Annotated in this window: 14 protein-coding genes; 10 read left to right on the top strand and 4 right to left on the bottom strand. The window is 71.1% G+C overall.

Annotated elements, in window-relative coordinates:
• The first annotated feature begins 38 nt into the window (after positions 1 to 38).
• The 4 genes from ACULK4_RS03105 to ACULK4_RS03090 all read left to right on the top strand — a co-directional run bounded on the left by ACULK4_RS03105 (position 39) and on the right by ACULK4_RS03090 (position 3,639).
• The gene (locus ACULK4_RS03105) at positions 39 to 221 is read left to right on the top strand and encodes a hypothetical protein (protein WP_445964995.1); all 183 of its coding nucleotides are present in this window, start codon (positions 39 to 41) and stop codon (positions 219 to 221) included.
• A 78-nt stretch (positions 222 to 299) separates the two neighbouring features.
• Positions 300 to 998, top strand: a complete 699-nt coding sequence (locus ACULK4_RS03100; protein ID WP_445964994.1) for a YdeI/OmpD-associated family protein — start codon at positions 300 to 302, stop codon at positions 996 to 998.
• A gap of 26 nt (positions 999 to 1,024) precedes the next feature.
• Positions 1,025 to 1,774, top strand: coding sequence for a sulfite exporter TauE/SafE family protein (locus ACULK4_RS03095; protein WP_445964993.1), 750 nt, complete (start codon positions 1,025 to 1,027; stop codon positions 1,772 to 1,774).
• Between the two features lie 83 nt (positions 1,775 to 1,857).
• Positions 1,858 to 3,639 carry a lipase family protein gene (locus tag ACULK4_RS03090; RefSeq protein WP_445964992.1) on the top strand — a complete coding sequence of 594 codons (1,782 nt, stop codon included), beginning with the start codon at positions 1,858 to 1,860 and terminating at the stop codon, positions 3,637 to 3,639.
• An 87-nt stretch (positions 3,640 to 3,726) separates the two neighbouring features.
• Here the strand turns inward: ACULK4_RS03090 and ACULK4_RS03085 are convergent, their stop codons facing one another.
• Together ACULK4_RS03085 and ACULK4_RS03080 are read right to left on the bottom strand one after the other, a co-directional pair.
• Positions 3,727 to 4,476: a formylglycine-generating enzyme family protein gene (locus ACULK4_RS03085; RefSeq protein WP_445964991.1), complete on the bottom strand. Its 750-nt coding sequence runs from the start codon at positions 4,474 to 4,476 to the stop codon at positions 3,727 to 3,729.
• A gap of 53 nt (positions 4,477 to 4,529) precedes the next feature.
• Complete coding sequence (locus ACULK4_RS03080) at positions 4,530 to 5,399, bottom strand: lytic transglycosylase domain-containing protein (RefSeq protein WP_445964990.1); 870 nt, start codon at positions 5,397 to 5,399, stop codon at positions 4,530 to 4,532.
• Between the two features lie 301 nt (positions 5,400 to 5,700).
• On the opposite strand from ACULK4_RS03080, the gene ACULK4_RS03075 reads away from it, so the two are divergent.
• Genes ACULK4_RS03075 through ACULK4_RS03060 form a run of 4 tightly spaced genes read left to right on the top strand, consistent with a single transcriptional unit; the run spans position 5,701 to position 7,992 of the window.
• Positions 5,701 to 6,030 (top strand): PadR family transcriptional regulator, encoded by a 330-nt coding sequence (locus ACULK4_RS03075; protein WP_445964989.1) that lies wholly within the window; start codon positions 5,701 to 5,703, stop codon positions 6,028 to 6,030.
• A gap of 2 nt (positions 6,031 to 6,032) precedes the next feature.
• A complete protein-coding gene (locus ACULK4_RS03070; RefSeq protein WP_445964988.1) occupies positions 6,033 to 6,404 on the top strand; it encodes a DUF1048 domain-containing protein in 372 nt (123 codons plus the stop codon).
• The gene (locus ACULK4_RS03065) at positions 6,401 to 7,231 is read left to right on the top strand and encodes an ABC transporter ATP-binding protein (RefSeq protein WP_445964987.1); all 831 of its coding nucleotides are present in this window, start codon (positions 6,401 to 6,403) and stop codon (positions 7,229 to 7,231) included. The genes ACULK4_RS03070 and ACULK4_RS03065 overlap by 4 nt, the downstream gene beginning before the upstream one ends.
• Positions 7,228 to 7,992, top strand: coding sequence for an ABC transporter permease (locus tag ACULK4_RS03060; protein WP_445964986.1), 765 nt, complete (start codon positions 7,228 to 7,230; stop codon positions 7,990 to 7,992). The genes ACULK4_RS03065 and ACULK4_RS03060 overlap by 4 nt, the downstream gene beginning before the upstream one ends.
• 95 nt (positions 7,993 to 8,087) lie before the next feature.
• Here ACULK4_RS03060 and ACULK4_RS03055 read toward each other — a convergent pair whose 3' ends face one another.
• Both ACULK4_RS03055 and ACULK4_RS03050 read right to left on the bottom strand, forming a co-directional pair.
• Positions 8,088 to 8,930 carry an aldo/keto reductase gene (locus tag ACULK4_RS03055; protein WP_445964985.1) on the bottom strand — a complete coding sequence of 281 codons (843 nt, stop codon included), beginning with the start codon at positions 8,928 to 8,930 and terminating at the stop codon, positions 8,088 to 8,090.
• Positions 8,930 to 9,961 (bottom strand): LacI family DNA-binding transcriptional regulator, encoded by a 1,032-nt coding sequence (locus ACULK4_RS03050; protein WP_445964984.1) that lies wholly within the window; start codon positions 9,959 to 9,961, stop codon positions 8,930 to 8,932. Before ACULK4_RS03050 ends, ACULK4_RS03055 begins: the two co-directional genes overlap by 1 nt.
• A 162-nt stretch (positions 9,962 to 10,123) precedes the next feature.
• On the opposite strand from ACULK4_RS03050, the gene ACULK4_RS03045 reads away from it, so the two are divergent.
• Together ACULK4_RS03045 and ACULK4_RS03040 are read left to right on the top strand one after the other, a co-directional pair.
• Positions 10,124 to 11,578 (top strand): APC family permease, encoded by a 1,455-nt coding sequence (locus ACULK4_RS03045; RefSeq protein WP_445964983.1) that lies wholly within the window; start codon positions 10,124 to 10,126, stop codon positions 11,576 to 11,578.
• Positions 11,575 to 13,230 carry an amidohydrolase gene (locus ACULK4_RS03040; RefSeq protein ID WP_445964982.1) on the top strand — a complete coding sequence of 552 codons (1,656 nt, stop codon included), beginning with the start codon at positions 11,575 to 11,577 and terminating at the stop codon, positions 13,228 to 13,230. Before ACULK4_RS03045 ends, ACULK4_RS03040 begins: the two co-directional genes overlap by 4 nt.
• The last annotated feature ends 3 nt before the right edge of the window (positions 13,231 to 13,233 follow it).

Genomic DNA, 13,233 nt, shown 5'->3' with positions numbered 1-13,233 from the left:
AGGAGCATCCCGACCGCTGCCGAACGAAGGACCACGCGATGACGCTGTACCGCCCGACCTCCGCCGATCGGCTCGACCAGCAGCCCCGAGGGCGCGAGTCCAAGGCCTCGATCTTCGGCACCCTGCTCATGCTGGGCATCGCCGCGGTCGTCATCGGCACCGGCCTCATCCTGAGCTTCGCGGCGGTCGCACTGGGCGGCACGGCGTTCGAACTGCCGTAAGCTCCGGCAGCCGGCTGACCCCGGGCCGGCGTCGGCCGACCGGGGCCCGGCGTCGGCGGGCGGTGGCAGACTCACGGCATGAGCCCGACGATCGGCACCCCCGGCGGCACCCCGGATCGCCCCGCGCTGTTCTTCTCCGGGCCGGAGGAGTTCCGCGCCTGGCTCGAGGCGAACCACGAGACGGCGACCGAGCTGTGGATGGGCCTCTACAAGAAGCACGTCCCGGGTCGCGGGCTGACCTGGGAGCAGGCGGTCCCCGAAGCGCTGTGCTTCGGCTGGATCGACTCGGTCTCGCAGCGCATCGACGACGATGCGCGGCGCCAGCGCTGGACCCCGCGCAAGCCCTCGAGCATCTGGTCGGCGGTGAACATCGCGCACGTCGAACGGCTCACTGCCGAGGGCCGCATGCACCCCGCCGGCCTCGCGGCCTTCGAGCGTCGACGCGACGATCGGTCCTCGGTGTACTCGCACGAGAACGCCGAGCAGGAACTGCCTCCCGAGTACGCGGCGCGGCTGGCGGCGGATGCCGCCGCATCCGCCTTCTGGGCTGCGGCGACCCCCACCTATCGTCGACTCGTCACGCACTGGCTGCTCACGGCCAAGCAGCAGGCGACGCGCGAGCGCCGGCTCGCCCAGCTCATCGACGACAGCGCGGCCGGCCGTCTCGTGCCGTTCCAGCGTTACGGGGCGATGCCGAAGTGGGTGGAGCGCGCGGCCGAGGCGGCGGTCGCTGCATCGCACGGCGACGATCCGCCCGCGTCATCCGATCGAGCCTGACCCCGGCGCCGTGCGAAGGTGGCTGCGTGCCCGAATTCACCGCGCTCGAGTGGCTCCTCCTCGCGCTCGCCGCGAGCGCGGTCGGGCTCTCCAAGAGCGGCATGCCGGCGTTCGGCCCGGTTCCCACGGCACTGTTCGCCTCGGTGCTGCCGGCGAAGGCGTCGACGGGCGCCGTGCTCGGCCTGCTCCTCGTCGGCGATCTCATCGCGGTGCGGATGTACCACGCGCACGCAGACTGGCGGATCCTCCGGCGACTCGTTCCCTCCGTCGTCGTCGGCGTGCTGCTCGGCGTGGTGGTGCTGTGGTTCGCCGACGACCAGGCGGTGCGCCGCATCATCGGCGCCATCCTGGTGTTCCTCGTCGCACTGAGCCTCGCGCTCATGCTGCGCCGACGTCGCGACCGTGCCGAAACGCGGCCCGTTCCTCCCGCACTCGCGCACGTCTTCGGGCCGCTCGGCGGCTTCACGACCATGATCGCGAACGCCGCGGGGCCGGTGATGTCGCTCTACTTCGTCGCATCCCGCCTCCCGGTTCAGGCGGTGCTCGGCACCGCCGCCTGGTTCTTCCTGGTGGTGAACGCATTCAAGGTGCCCTTCTCGGTCGGGCTCGGCCTCATGACGCCCGAGTCGCTGCTGCTCAACCTCGTGCTCGTCCCGGCCCTGATCGTCGGTGCCCTCGTCGGATGGCGGCTCGCGCGCCGCATCTCGCCGGCATGGTTCGAGCGGATCGTGCTCGTACTCACGCTCGCCGCGGGCGTGTACCTGCTCCTGAGCTGATCACGCGTCGCCCTCGGGCGCTCGCGCGATCATCCGGACGCATGCCAGAGTGAGCACGTGACGGGAGCTTCCGAGGAGCACGCATGACGACCAGGCTCGACACGTGGTTCGCCCGCCTTCCGCGGTGGGTCCGCGGCGCCCTCGGTGTCGTGGCGGTCATCCTCGGCGCCGTCATCCTCACCCGGCCGACGACCTCCCTCGGGGTCCTCGCGATCCTGATCGGCGCCGGACTCGTCCTGAGCGGCATCCTCGAACTCGCCGGCGGCGGCGACCCCGACGACGAGGAACGCACGCCGAGGTGGCGAGTCGTCACCGCGGCGCTGTGGATCATCGCCGGCCTGTTCGTGCTCCTCTTCCCCGGCCTCACGGTGCGGACCGTCGCACTGGTCGTCGCCATCGCGCTCATCGTGAACGGCGTCCTGTCGCTCCTCGCCGCGTTCCGGCGCGGCCAGACGTGGGACGCGCGCATCGCGGCCGCGCTGCTCGGCGTGGCGGGCATCTCGTTCGGCCTCCTCGCACTGCTGTGGCCCGACATCACGCTGCTCGTCGTCGCGGTCGTGTTCGGCGCGCGGCTCATCATCGTCGGTCTGCTGCTGGCCTGGCATGCCGTGCGCGGCACGCAGCCGTCGCGTCGCGCGGCCGGGGCAGCCACGGGCGTGCGGCGATGGACGCGGACCATCGCGGCAGTCGTCGCCGTGCTCCTCGCGGTCATCGCCGGATCGATCAGCGCGACGCTCCGAGGCGGCTCGCCCGTCGTCGACGAGTTCTACGCGGCGCCGCGCGACGTGCCCGGCGAGCCGGGGCGGCTGATCCGAGCCGAGCCGTTCACGCGAGGCGTGCCGGAGAACGCCGTCGGATGGCGGATCCTCTACACGACCACGGACCACGCCGGCGAGCCCGCCGTGGCCAGCGGACTCGTGGTCGTGCCGACCGAGGGTGAGGACTTCCCCGTCATCGACTGGACGCACGGCACCACCGGATTCGCGCAGCCGTGCGCGCCGTCGCTCGCCGAGGAGCCGTTCGAGTCCGGCGCGCTGTTCCTGCTGCCCGACATCCTCGACAACGGCTGGGCGCTCGTGGCGACCGACTATCTGGGGCTCGGGACCCCCGGGCCCCACCCGTACCTGATCGGCCGGCCGAGCGCGCACGCGGCGCTGGACGCGCGCCGCGCGGCATCCGAGTTGGAGGAGGCGAACCTCGGCGATCAGACCGTCGTCTGGGGCCACTCGCAGGGCGGCGGCGCCGCGCTCTGGACCGGCGCGATCGCCGACGGGTACGCACCCGACCTCGACCTCGCGGGCGTCGCGGCCCTCGCGCCGGCGTCCAACCTCACCGGCCTGATCGAGAACCTCCCGGAGGTGACAGGCGGGTCGATCTTCCAGTCGTTCGTGATCGCCGCCTACACCGCGATCTACCCGGATGTCACGTACCGCGAGTACGTGCGGCCGGGGGCGGAGGTCACCGTGCGGCAGATGGCCGAGCGGTGCCTCGCCGAACCGAGCAGCTTCGCGTCGGTGTTGAGCGTCCTCGGGCTCTCGCGCGACCCCGAGATCGGCGCCGCCGACCCGACCACCGGCGCCTTCGGCGAGCGCCTCGTCGAGAACACGCCACCGCCGACGATCCTCGCACCGCTCCTCATCGGCCAGGGCGCCGCCGACCAGCTGGTGGTGCGGCCGGCGCAGGACGCCTACGTCGACGACCTCTGCGCCGCCGGCCAGCAGGTCGACTACCGCGTCTACGAGGGCCGCGACCACGTGCCCCTGGTCGAACCGGACTCGCCGCTCGTGCCGGAGCTCATCGAGTGGACCGCTGCCCGGTTCGCCGGCGAGCCGGTCGAGCCGGGGTGCGTGAGCTCGGAGCGCTGACCTCTGCCATCGTGGCCGCGCTTCATCGAGTGCGCTTCGACGTGAGCGCCCGCGTGCCGCGAGCGTGAGGAGCTTGGCTCCGGTCGCTCAGCGTCGCGGCGTCCACCCGGGCGGGAGCGGGCCGTCGATCGCGGCGCGCTCGAGGTCGGTCGCCGCGGACCAGCCCTGCGCGGCATCCGTCGTCTCGAAGCCGCCGCGCGCCACCCGGAACCCGACGTCCTCGTGGTGCATCCGCGGCGCCCCGCCGCGGCGCGTCGACGCGCGAACGCTCCACGCGTCATCCGCGAACCCGCCGCCGCGGAACACCCGGTAGTCGTCGTACCGCGCCGGGTCGAGCAGGTCCCAGCACCACTCCCACACGTTGCCGAGCGTGTCGAAGAGCCCGTTGAGGTTCGGCAGCTTCGCGCCGACCTCCTGCGGAGCGGTCACGCCGTCTGCGCTCGTCCAGGCGATCTCGGTGAGTGGACCGTAGTGCGGGCCCGTCGAACCGGCGCGGCACGCGAACTCCCACTCCGCCTCGGTCGGCAGTCGGTAGCCGTCGGCGTCGACGTGCCACGTGACGTCCTCGCCGTCGTACCCGTAGACCGGGTCGAGGCCCTCCCACTCCGACGCCGCATTGCAGAAGCGGATGGCGCGCAGCCAGCTCACGTCGGTCGCCGGACGGCGCGGGTGCGGGTACGACGCGCTCTCGCCGAGCATCTCCCCCAACTGCTCCTGCGTGACCGGGTACACGCCGATCTCGAACGGCTCGAGGTCGACGCTCCATCGCACCGTGCGGCGGGCGTCGTGCAGGGTGACGGTGCCGGCCGCGATCCGCGCGAGTTCGATGTCCGTCACCGGGGCAGTCTCGCATGAGCTCCGGGCATTCACGGCGCGATGAGAAGGTCGGGTCACCCGACCGACGCCACGTAGCCGTTCGCGATCGTCGCCACCTTGTCGACGTAGGCGTTGTCGTGGTTGTAGGAGAACACGGCCTCGCGCCAGCCCTCGGGACTCGTCATCGGCCCGGATGCGCAGAGGTACAGCGCGGTGGCGTGCGCGGCGTCGTCGATGTGATTCGGGTCGGCGACCCCGTCGCCGTTGGCGTCGATCCCCCAGATCGCCCAGGTCGACGGGATGAACTGCATCGGGCCGACCGCGCGATCCCACCTGGCGTCGCCGTCGAGGGCGCCGCCGTCGGTATCCCGGATGGCGGCCACGCCGTCGCCGTCGAGGGCGCGGCCGAGGATCGTCGGCTGGACCGTCCCGTCGTCGGCGAGCACCGCGTCGCCATGGCTGCCGTGGCCGGACTCGATCGCGCCGATCGCCGCGATGGTCGTCCAGTCGAGTCCGCAGTCGGGTTCGACCTGGGCGATCGAGACGTGCGCGAGGGCGTACGCCGACAGCGCACGCGCGGGGATCCCGGTCGCGGAGGCGGTCCGCGAGACCCAGTCGTCGACGACCTCGACGTCGGGCTCCACCAGCGGCGCGACATCCGACCCGGTCACGTCGGTGGGATCCTTCGCCGGATCTGCCTCGTCGATCCCGTCGCCGTCGTCGCCGTCGTCGCCCTCGTCGCCGCCGTCGAGCGGCGCGCTCACCGGCGGCAGCGCCACGCCCTGCCCGTGCGCCGACGGCGCGGCGAACCCGTCGGGATTGACCGCCGTCCCGATCAGGGCCGGGAGGGAGACCGCCCCGATCACCAGCGCCACGACCGCGACCACGAGTCCGGCGTATCCCGCGGCCTGGAGGAGCGCCTGCCGCCAGGTCGCAGGTTGCATCGGACGACCCGGTCGGTCATCGTGCGAATCGTCATCCCAGGACATCGATCAGCGGCTCCGTTTCGGGCGGGGATCAGTCGTGTGCCCGTCGGGCCATCGATCGCCGTGTCATCCGAGAACCGCGTCGGCGACCCACTCGTGCAGCCTATCCGCGCCGGGCGGGTCACGCGCGAGACGGAGTCCAGTCGTCCCGGGAGTCGACGCGAGCCGACGACCTCACTATTCAGTCTTGCTATGTACCGGTACTCATGCTTACTATGTACCGGTAATCAGTAACGCTGAGTAGAGAGAGGGGGCGTCGATGGGCAAGCAGATGACCGAGCTGCTCAAGGGCACGCTCGAGGGCATCGTCCTCGCGATCCTCGCGATGGAGCCGGCGTACGGCTACCAGATCACGGCGCGGCTGCGCGATCGGGGCTTCGCCGACATCGCCGAGGGGACCGTCTACGCCCTGCTGGTCAGGGTCGAGCAGCGCGGCCTCGTCGATGTCGAGAAGGTGCCCTCAGAGAAGGGGCCGCCGCGCAAGGTGTACACGCTCAACGCGCAGGGACGAACCGAGCTCGACGAGTTCTGGAGGACATGGAGCTTCCTCGCAGAACGTATCGAACAGCTCCACGAAGGAGAGAAGTGACCATGGCCGCGAAGTGGATCGAGACCCTCACCGGGTCGCTCGAGCAGAAGAAGCAGTACAAGCAGTACAAGGCGCGCATCCAGGCGCTCCCCGAGCCGTACCGAGCGGCTGCGAAGGCATTCGACCGGTACTTCATGTACTACGGGGGCATCACCGACGGCGACACCATGGTCAAGATGCTCGCCGACTCCGCCGACCTCTGGGAACGCGCCGCCGTCGACGGCACGCCGGTAAGCGCCATCGTCGGCGAGGACCCCGTGGAGTTCGCCGAGACGTTCACCCAGGCCTACGGGGGCACCCAGTGGATCGACAAGGAGCGCGCGCGTCTGACGAAGGCGATCGACGACGCGAAGCGAGAGGAGGGATCACGATGACCACCGCGGTGCGGACGGACGCCGCGATCCGCGTCCGGGGCATCGAGAAGTCGTTCAAGGACCTCGCCGTGCTGCGCGGCGTCGACTTCGACGTCGCGCAGGGCAGCATCTTCGCCCTGCTCGGTTCGAACGGAGCGGGCAAGACCACGGTCGTGCGGATCCTGTCGACGCTGCTCAGGGCCGACGGCGGCACGGCGAGCGTCGACGGGTTCGACGTCGCGACGCAGGCGCAGGACGTGCGCGAGGCGATCAGCCTGACCGGCCAGTTCGCGGCCGTCGACGACGTGCTCACCGGCCGCGAGAACCTCGTCCTGGTCGCGAGGCTCCGTCACCTGAAGGACCCAGGTGCGATCGCCGACGACCTGCTCGCCCGCTTCGCGCTCACCGATGCGGGCGGCCGGAAGGTGGCGGAGTACTCGGGCGGCATGCGCCGTCGGCTCGACATCGCGATGAGCCTCATCGGCGACCCGCCGGTGATCTTCCTCGACGAGCCCACCACCGGGCTCGACCCGCAGTCCCGCCTCGAGGTGTGGGACACGATCCGGACGCTCGCCAGCAACGGCACCACGGTGCTGCTGACCACGCAGTACCTCGACGAGGCCGAGCACCTGGCCGACCGGATCGCGATCCTGCACCAGGGCACGATCATCCAGAACGGCACCCTCGCCGAACTCAAGCTGCTCCTCCCGGCCGCGAAGGTCGAGTACGTCGAGAAGCAGCCCTCGCTCGAGGAGGTCTTCCTCGCGCTCGTCGGCGAGACGGCGACCACCACCGACGCCGACTCCACTGCCGACGGCGCCGCTCCGACACGAAAGGATTCGCGATGACCACGCACGTCCTCGGCGACACCGGCACCCTCACCGGGCGCTCGCTCCGGCACATCCTCCGCAGCCCCGACACGATCATCACCACCGCGGTCACGCCGATCGCGCTGATGCTGCTGTTCGTGTACGTGTTCGGCGGAGCGATCGACACCGGCAGCACCGAGTCGTACATCGACTACATGCTGCCCGGCATCCTGCTCATCACGATCGCGTCGGGCGTGGCCTACACCGCGTACCGGCTGTTCCTCGACATGCAGGGCGGCATCTTCGAACGCTTCCAGTCGATGCCGATCGCCAGGTCGAGCGTCCTCTGGGCGCATGTGCTCACCTCGGTCGTGTCGAACGTGGTGTCGGTCGCGATCGTCGTCGGCGTCGCGCTCATCATGGGCTTCCGCACCGGAGCATCCGTGGGCGCCTGGCTCGCCGTCGCCGGCATCCTCGTGCTGTTCACGTTCGCGCTGACCTGGATCGCCGTGATCGCAGGCCTCTCAGCGAAGACCGTCGACGGTGCGAGCGCGTTCAGCTACCCGCTGATCTTCCTGCCGTTCATCAGCTCGGCATTCGTGCCGACCGACTCGATGCCCGCACCGGTCGCCTGGTTCGCCGAGAACCAGCCGGTGACCGCGATCGTCGACTCGACCCGCGCCCTGTTCGCCGGCGAACCCGTCGGCACCGACATCTGGATCGCCCTCGCCTGGCTCGTCGGCATCATGGTCGTCGCGTATGCCTTCGCGATGTCCGTCTACCGCAAGAAGGTCAGGTAGCGCGCCTCCGAGCTGCCGTTCCTCCCCCGGCGCACCCGGCCCGGCAGTCGCATCTCGCGACGAGCCGGGCCGTTGCCGACGGGGCCGGCAGCTCCCTACAGCCCGACGCCGCGCGAGCGCAGGTCTTCGCCCAACGCCCGCCGCAGTTCGTCGTCGACGACAAGGTCGGCCGAGGAGATCGAGTCGAGCACCGTCTCGACGCGCGTCGAACCGACGACGGGCCACGCGCCGGGCATCGCCTCGAGCATGGCCGCGAGCGCCGCGCGGTGCACCGAGATGCCGCGCGTCATGGCGAGCGCCGCCACGCGCGGGATGTGGGTCACCAACGGCGTCGACCTGGGTCCGCCGAACGGCGCGTAGGCGAGGAACGGGATGCCGGCGTCGACGCAGTAGTGGTATTCGGCGGCCGTGTCGAGCCCGAGGGCGAAGCGGTTCTCGACGGCGTCGAGCGTGGTGATCGAACGGGCCCGGTCGAGCATCTCGACCGAGGCGTTCGACAGGCCGATCGCCTCGACGACGCCCTCGTCTCGCAGCGCGGCGAGCTCGCGCACCGAGGCGTCGAGGTCGTCGACCCGGTCGGCTCGGTGGAGCAGCAGCAGCGAGGGCGGGGCGCCGAGCACCGCGCGGCTGCGCAGTGCGTCGGCGCGCACGCGCTCGGCGCTGCCGTCGACATCCCACGCCGCCCGACCCAGCCGGAAGTGCCCGGCCTTGGTGATGATCGGGATGTCGGGCCGTTGCGCGCGGGCCGCCTGCGCGATCCGCTCCCCCGCGGCGTCGTCGTCGACCGTGGCGTAGGCACGCGCGGTGTCGATCGCGAGCACGCCGGCGTCGACGGCGGCGCGCACGACCACGAGCGCGGTCTCGAGCGTGGCGCCCTCCCTCAGCACGAGGGAGGCGACGCCGAGCACGACGCCCGGGGCGGGAAGCGCGAATCCCATCAGCGAGTGCTCCCCTCGGCGTGACGGGTCGACGCCCGCTCGTGATACTCGAGGTCGAACGTCTCCACGAGCGTCGCCCCGTCCTCCGTCACCGGGCCCTCGCCGTCGAGCATCGAGACGAGCAGTTGCCCGGAGCGCAGACCGGCCTCGCGGGGTCGCAGGTCGAGCGCGCTGATCGGCGGGTGCACGATCGGCAGCGTCGCGCTGTCGACGTACGACACGATCTGGATGTCACCGGGCACGGCGCGACCGCGCTCCTGCAGGGTCGAGAGGATGCCCACGGCGAGCCCGTCGGGAACGCACACGATGGCATCGACATCCGGCCGCGCAGCGATGAGGTCGTCGACGATGCGGCGCAGCGCCGTCGCCAGCGGGATGCCGGTGAGGGGCTGGAACGACAATCCCACGCCGGTCTCGGCGGACCAGCGCGCGGCGGCGGCATGGACCCCCTGGACCCACATCTGGTCGATCTCGGGGATGAGCACCACGATCGAGGTCGCGCCGCCGGCGCGCAGCCGGTCGAGGAGCAGGTGGGTCGCGGCGGCGTGATCGGCCATGACCGATGCCGTCGGCTGCGGCACGCCGTGCGGGACGAGTTCGGAGGTGACGACGGGCCGACCCGTCTCGAGGATCGCCCGCGCGAGCTCGTCATGCCCGTCGACGTCGGCCATGACGAAACCGTCGACGTGCAGGCTGCGCGCCTTGCCCGGCGGGAAGTCGCCGGGGATCAGCGACACGGTGAGCTCGCGGTCGTTCGTCGCCTCCACCACGCCGAGGGTGAAGTTCATGTAGTACTCCATGAACCGCAGGCCCTGGGGCAGCCAGAGGCCGATCGAGCCGGCACGCGCACGTCGGAGGTTCCGGGCCCCGCTGTTCGTCGAGAAGTCGAGCTCGGCCGCGGCGGCAGCCACGCGGGCTCGCGTCTCAGCCGACACCCGTCCGCCTCCTGAGAGCGCCCGCGACGCGGTGCCCCGCGAGACGCCGCTGAGGTCGGCGACATCCTGCAGCGTCGGCGGGCGTGTGGCGGCCATCGGATGCATCCCCTCCCCGGACCGATCCTATGCGACCACGTTCGCACCGCGGACAAATTTGCACAATCGATTGCGCATTCGCTCGAGATGAGGCAGACTCAGCCGGGTCACCCCTCCGCCACGGGCAGCGCGCACGTGTCGGCATCAACGAAGGAGTTGCTCGTGACCCTGGATTCGACCCTCCTCGACGAGGCACCCAAGACCGGAACGCTGAAGACCGCAGCGCTCGGCACATGGGGCGTCGTCTTCCTCGTGGTCTCGGCCGCCGCTCCCCTCAGCGTGCTCGCCGGAATCGGACCCCTCGCGGTCCTCATCGGCGGCGTCTCGGCACCGCTCGTCTATGCGATCGCCGGCGTTGTCCTCGCGATCTTCTCGATCGGCTTCCTCTTCACCGCCCGAAACCTCAAGCCGATGGGCGGCTTCTACACCTACATCGCCGTCGGGCTGGGCAAGGTCGTCGGCCTCGGCGCCGGATTCCTCGCGTGGGCGTCGTACAACCTCCTGCAGATCGGATTGTGGGGACTCTTCGGCGTGATGGCCGAGGGCATGCTGGCGCAGGTCTTCGGAATCCAGCTGCCGTGGTGGATGCTCGCGGTCGTCGGCGCCGTGATGGTCTTCGGCCTCGCCGCAGCCGGCGTCGACGTCGGCGCGCGCGTGCTCGGCGTCCTGCTCGTGCTCGAGACGGCGTTGCTGCTCGTGCTCGCCGCCTCGATCCTGAGCCAGCGCGGCGGCGACCTCGGATTCGCCACCTTCGCCCCCGAGAACATCTTCACGCCGAGCATGTTCGCCATCCTGGGCTTCGGATTCGCCGCGTTCATGGGCTTCGAGTCCACGGTGCTGTACCGCAACGAGACCCGCAACCCGGCCCGCTCCATCCCGCGGGCGACCTACATCGCCGTGGCGTTCCTCGCGCTGTTCTACACCGGCACGCTCTGGCTGGTGATCCAGGCCTTCGGCGACGCCGCGGCCCAGGGCGTGATCGCCGAGGACCCGGCCGCGTTCTTCTTCATCGCCATGGGGCAGTACGTGGGCGAGTGGGGCGTCGCCGTCATGTTCATCCTGATCGTGTCGAGCATCTTCGCGGGGCAGCTGGCGTTCCACAACGCCATCAACCGGTACAGCTTCGCGCTGTCGCGCGACGGCATCCTGCCCGCCCTCTTCAACCGCACCAACCGCACCGGCGCGCCCTGGTTGGCCGGGCTGCTGCAGACCGCCGTCGCGATCGCCGTCGTGCTCGCGTTCGGGATCGCCGGCCTGGACCCGCTGACGCAGCTCGTCATCCTGGTGAACTCGCCCGGTGTCTACGGCATCATCACGCTGCAGCTGCTCGCTTCCATCGCCGTGCTGATCTTCATCCTCAGGAACCGCCACCTCGAGCGGAAGTGGTACGTGCTCCCGGCGGCCGTCTTCTCGATCGTGGCGATGACGGTGCTGCTCGCGATCCTCGTCTCGACGATCGACTTCCTCACCGCGGCCGGTCCTGCGATCAACGCCGTCATCCTGACCGTGGTGCCGCTCGTCCTCGTCGCCGGCGCGGTGTACGCGCTCGTCCTCCGCTCCAACCGGCCCGAGCAGTTCGCCCGCATCGGCGGCGGGGAGCAGGTGGAGGCGCGATGAGCACGGATGCCAGGGCCGAGACCGTCCTCTTCGGCGGAGCGGTCATCACGATGGCCGACGGGAACCTCGCCCCGGAGGGCGCCACCGGCGTGGCGATCGCCGACGGGCGGATCCTGGCCATCGGCGACCGCGACGAGCTGCAGGGTCTCATCGACGACGCCACCGCGGTGATCGAACTACCCGGCGCGGCCATCCTCCCCGGCTTCGTCGACAGCCACATCCACCCCGTGTTCGGCCTCGCCCTCACGCGCGGCGCCGACCTCACGGGCTGCCGCACGCTCGCCGAGGTCGAGCAGCGGCTCCGCGCCGAGCTCGAGAGCCTGGGCGACGGGGACTGGCTCCTCGGCTGGGGCCTCGACCCGAACGCGTTCGAGGGCCGCGAGGTCACCAACCGCGTGCTCGACGACGTCTCCCCGGGCCGCCCGGCGTTCATCCGGCTGTTCGACGCGCACGCGGCGCTGGCGTCGACCCGCGCCCTCGAGATCGCCGGATGCCACGGCGACGAGCGGTTCACCGACGGCTCCCGGGTCGTCACCGATGCGACGGGCCGGCCGACCGGCTACCTGCTCGAACTGCAGGCGATGGCGCTGGTCGAGCCCTTCGTTCCGCAGCTCACCTTCGACCAGCGCGTCGACGGGCTCTACGAGGTCCTCATGCAGATGGCCCGCGCCGGCTTCACCGCCGGGCAGGTGCAGGACCTGGCGCCCGACACGATCGAACTGCTGCGGGCCATCGAGGAGACTCGCGACCTGCCGATCCGACTCCGGATGTCGCCGTGGTTCGAGCCCGGCACCGCGGTCCAGGAGGTCGACCGGCTCGCACGCCTGCAGGGCATGCGTGGGCGCCGTTGGGTCGTCGAGGGCGTGAAGCTCATGATCGACGGCACGATCGACAACGGAACCGCGTGGCTGCACGAGCCCGACTGCCTCGGCGAGTCGACGACGTCGCTCTGGCTCGACCCCGAGCAGTACCGCGAGGCGCTCACCGATCTCGACCGCCGCGGCATCCCGACCACGACGCACGCCATCGGCGATGCCGGCATCGAGTTCGTCGTGCGCGCCATCGCCGGGCTGCCGCGCCGGAACGCGACCCATCGGGTCGAGCACATCGAGACGATGACGGATGCCGCGCTGGAGCTCTTCGCGTCGTCCGGGATCATGGCCAGCATGCAGCCGACGCACTGCACCCTGTTCACCCGGGCCGACGGCAGCGATCACTGGTCGACGCGTCTCGGCGAGGAGCGGGCGTCACGCGGCTTCCGCACGGGCGACCTCGTCCGCGCCGGCGTTCCGCTTGCACTGGGCTCGGACTGGCCGATCGCGCCGAGCGACGCGGTCGGCATCCTCGCCGACGCCCGCCTGCGACGTCCGCATGACGACCCCGACGCCGAACCCGTGCACCCGGAGCAGGCGCTCGGCGCGGTCGACGCCCTCCGCGGATTCACGACGCATCCGCATACGACCATCGGGCAGCGCGGTGGCGTGCTCGAGCTCGGCGCCGTCGCCGACGTCACCGTGCTCGACCTCGATCCGCTGACCGCCGATCCCGACGACCTCGGGCGCGCACGCGTGCTGCTCACCCTCGTCGACGGCCGGGTGGTGGCGGATGCCTCGGTCGACGAGCATCCGGCGCCCGAGCCGGCTCGCCGCTAGTAC

The sequence above is a fragment of the Agromyces selenitireducens genome, assembly GCF_052748465.2.
Note: the sequence above shows the minus strand (reverse complement) of the source record. Positions and strands in the feature narration are given on the sequence as shown.

Coding starts and splice junctions, on each gene's coding strand:
- ACULK4_RS03065 (WP_445964987.1), top strand. CDS start 6,401: ATGACCACCGCGGTGCGGACGGACGCCGCGATCCGCGTCCGGGGCATC.
- ACULK4_RS03100 (WP_445964994.1), top strand. CDS start 300: ATGAGCCCGACGATCGGCACCCCCGGCGGCACCCCGGATCGCCCCGCG.
- ACULK4_RS03070 (WP_445964988.1), top strand. CDS start 6,033: ATGGCCGCGAAGTGGATCGAGACCCTCACCGGGTCGCTCGAGCAGAAG.
- ACULK4_RS03105 (WP_445964995.1), top strand. CDS start 39: ATGACGCTGTACCGCCCGACCTCCGCCGATCGGCTCGACCAGCAGCCC.
- ACULK4_RS03055 (WP_445964985.1), bottom strand. CDS start 8,930: ATGGGATTCGCGCTTCCCGCCCCGGGCGTCGTGCTCGGCGTCGCCTCC.
- ACULK4_RS03060 (WP_445964986.1), top strand. CDS start 7,228: ATGACCACGCACGTCCTCGGCGACACCGGCACCCTCACCGGGCGCTCG.
- ACULK4_RS03080 (WP_445964990.1), bottom strand. CDS start 5,399: ATGCAACCTGCGACCTGGCGGCAGGCGCTCCTCCAGGCCGCGGGATAC.
- ACULK4_RS03090 (WP_445964992.1), top strand. CDS start 1,858: ATGACGACCAGGCTCGACACGTGGTTCGCCCGCCTTCCGCGGTGGGTC.
- ACULK4_RS03075 (WP_445964989.1), top strand. CDS start 5,701: ATGGGCAAGCAGATGACCGAGCTGCTCAAGGGCACGCTCGAGGGCATC.
- ACULK4_RS03050 (WP_445964984.1), bottom strand. CDS start 9,961: ATGGCCGCCACACGCCCGCCGACGCTGCAGGATGTCGCCGACCTCAGC.
- ACULK4_RS03040 (WP_445964982.1), top strand. CDS start 11,575: ATGAGCACGGATGCCAGGGCCGAGACCGTCCTCTTCGGCGGAGCGGTC.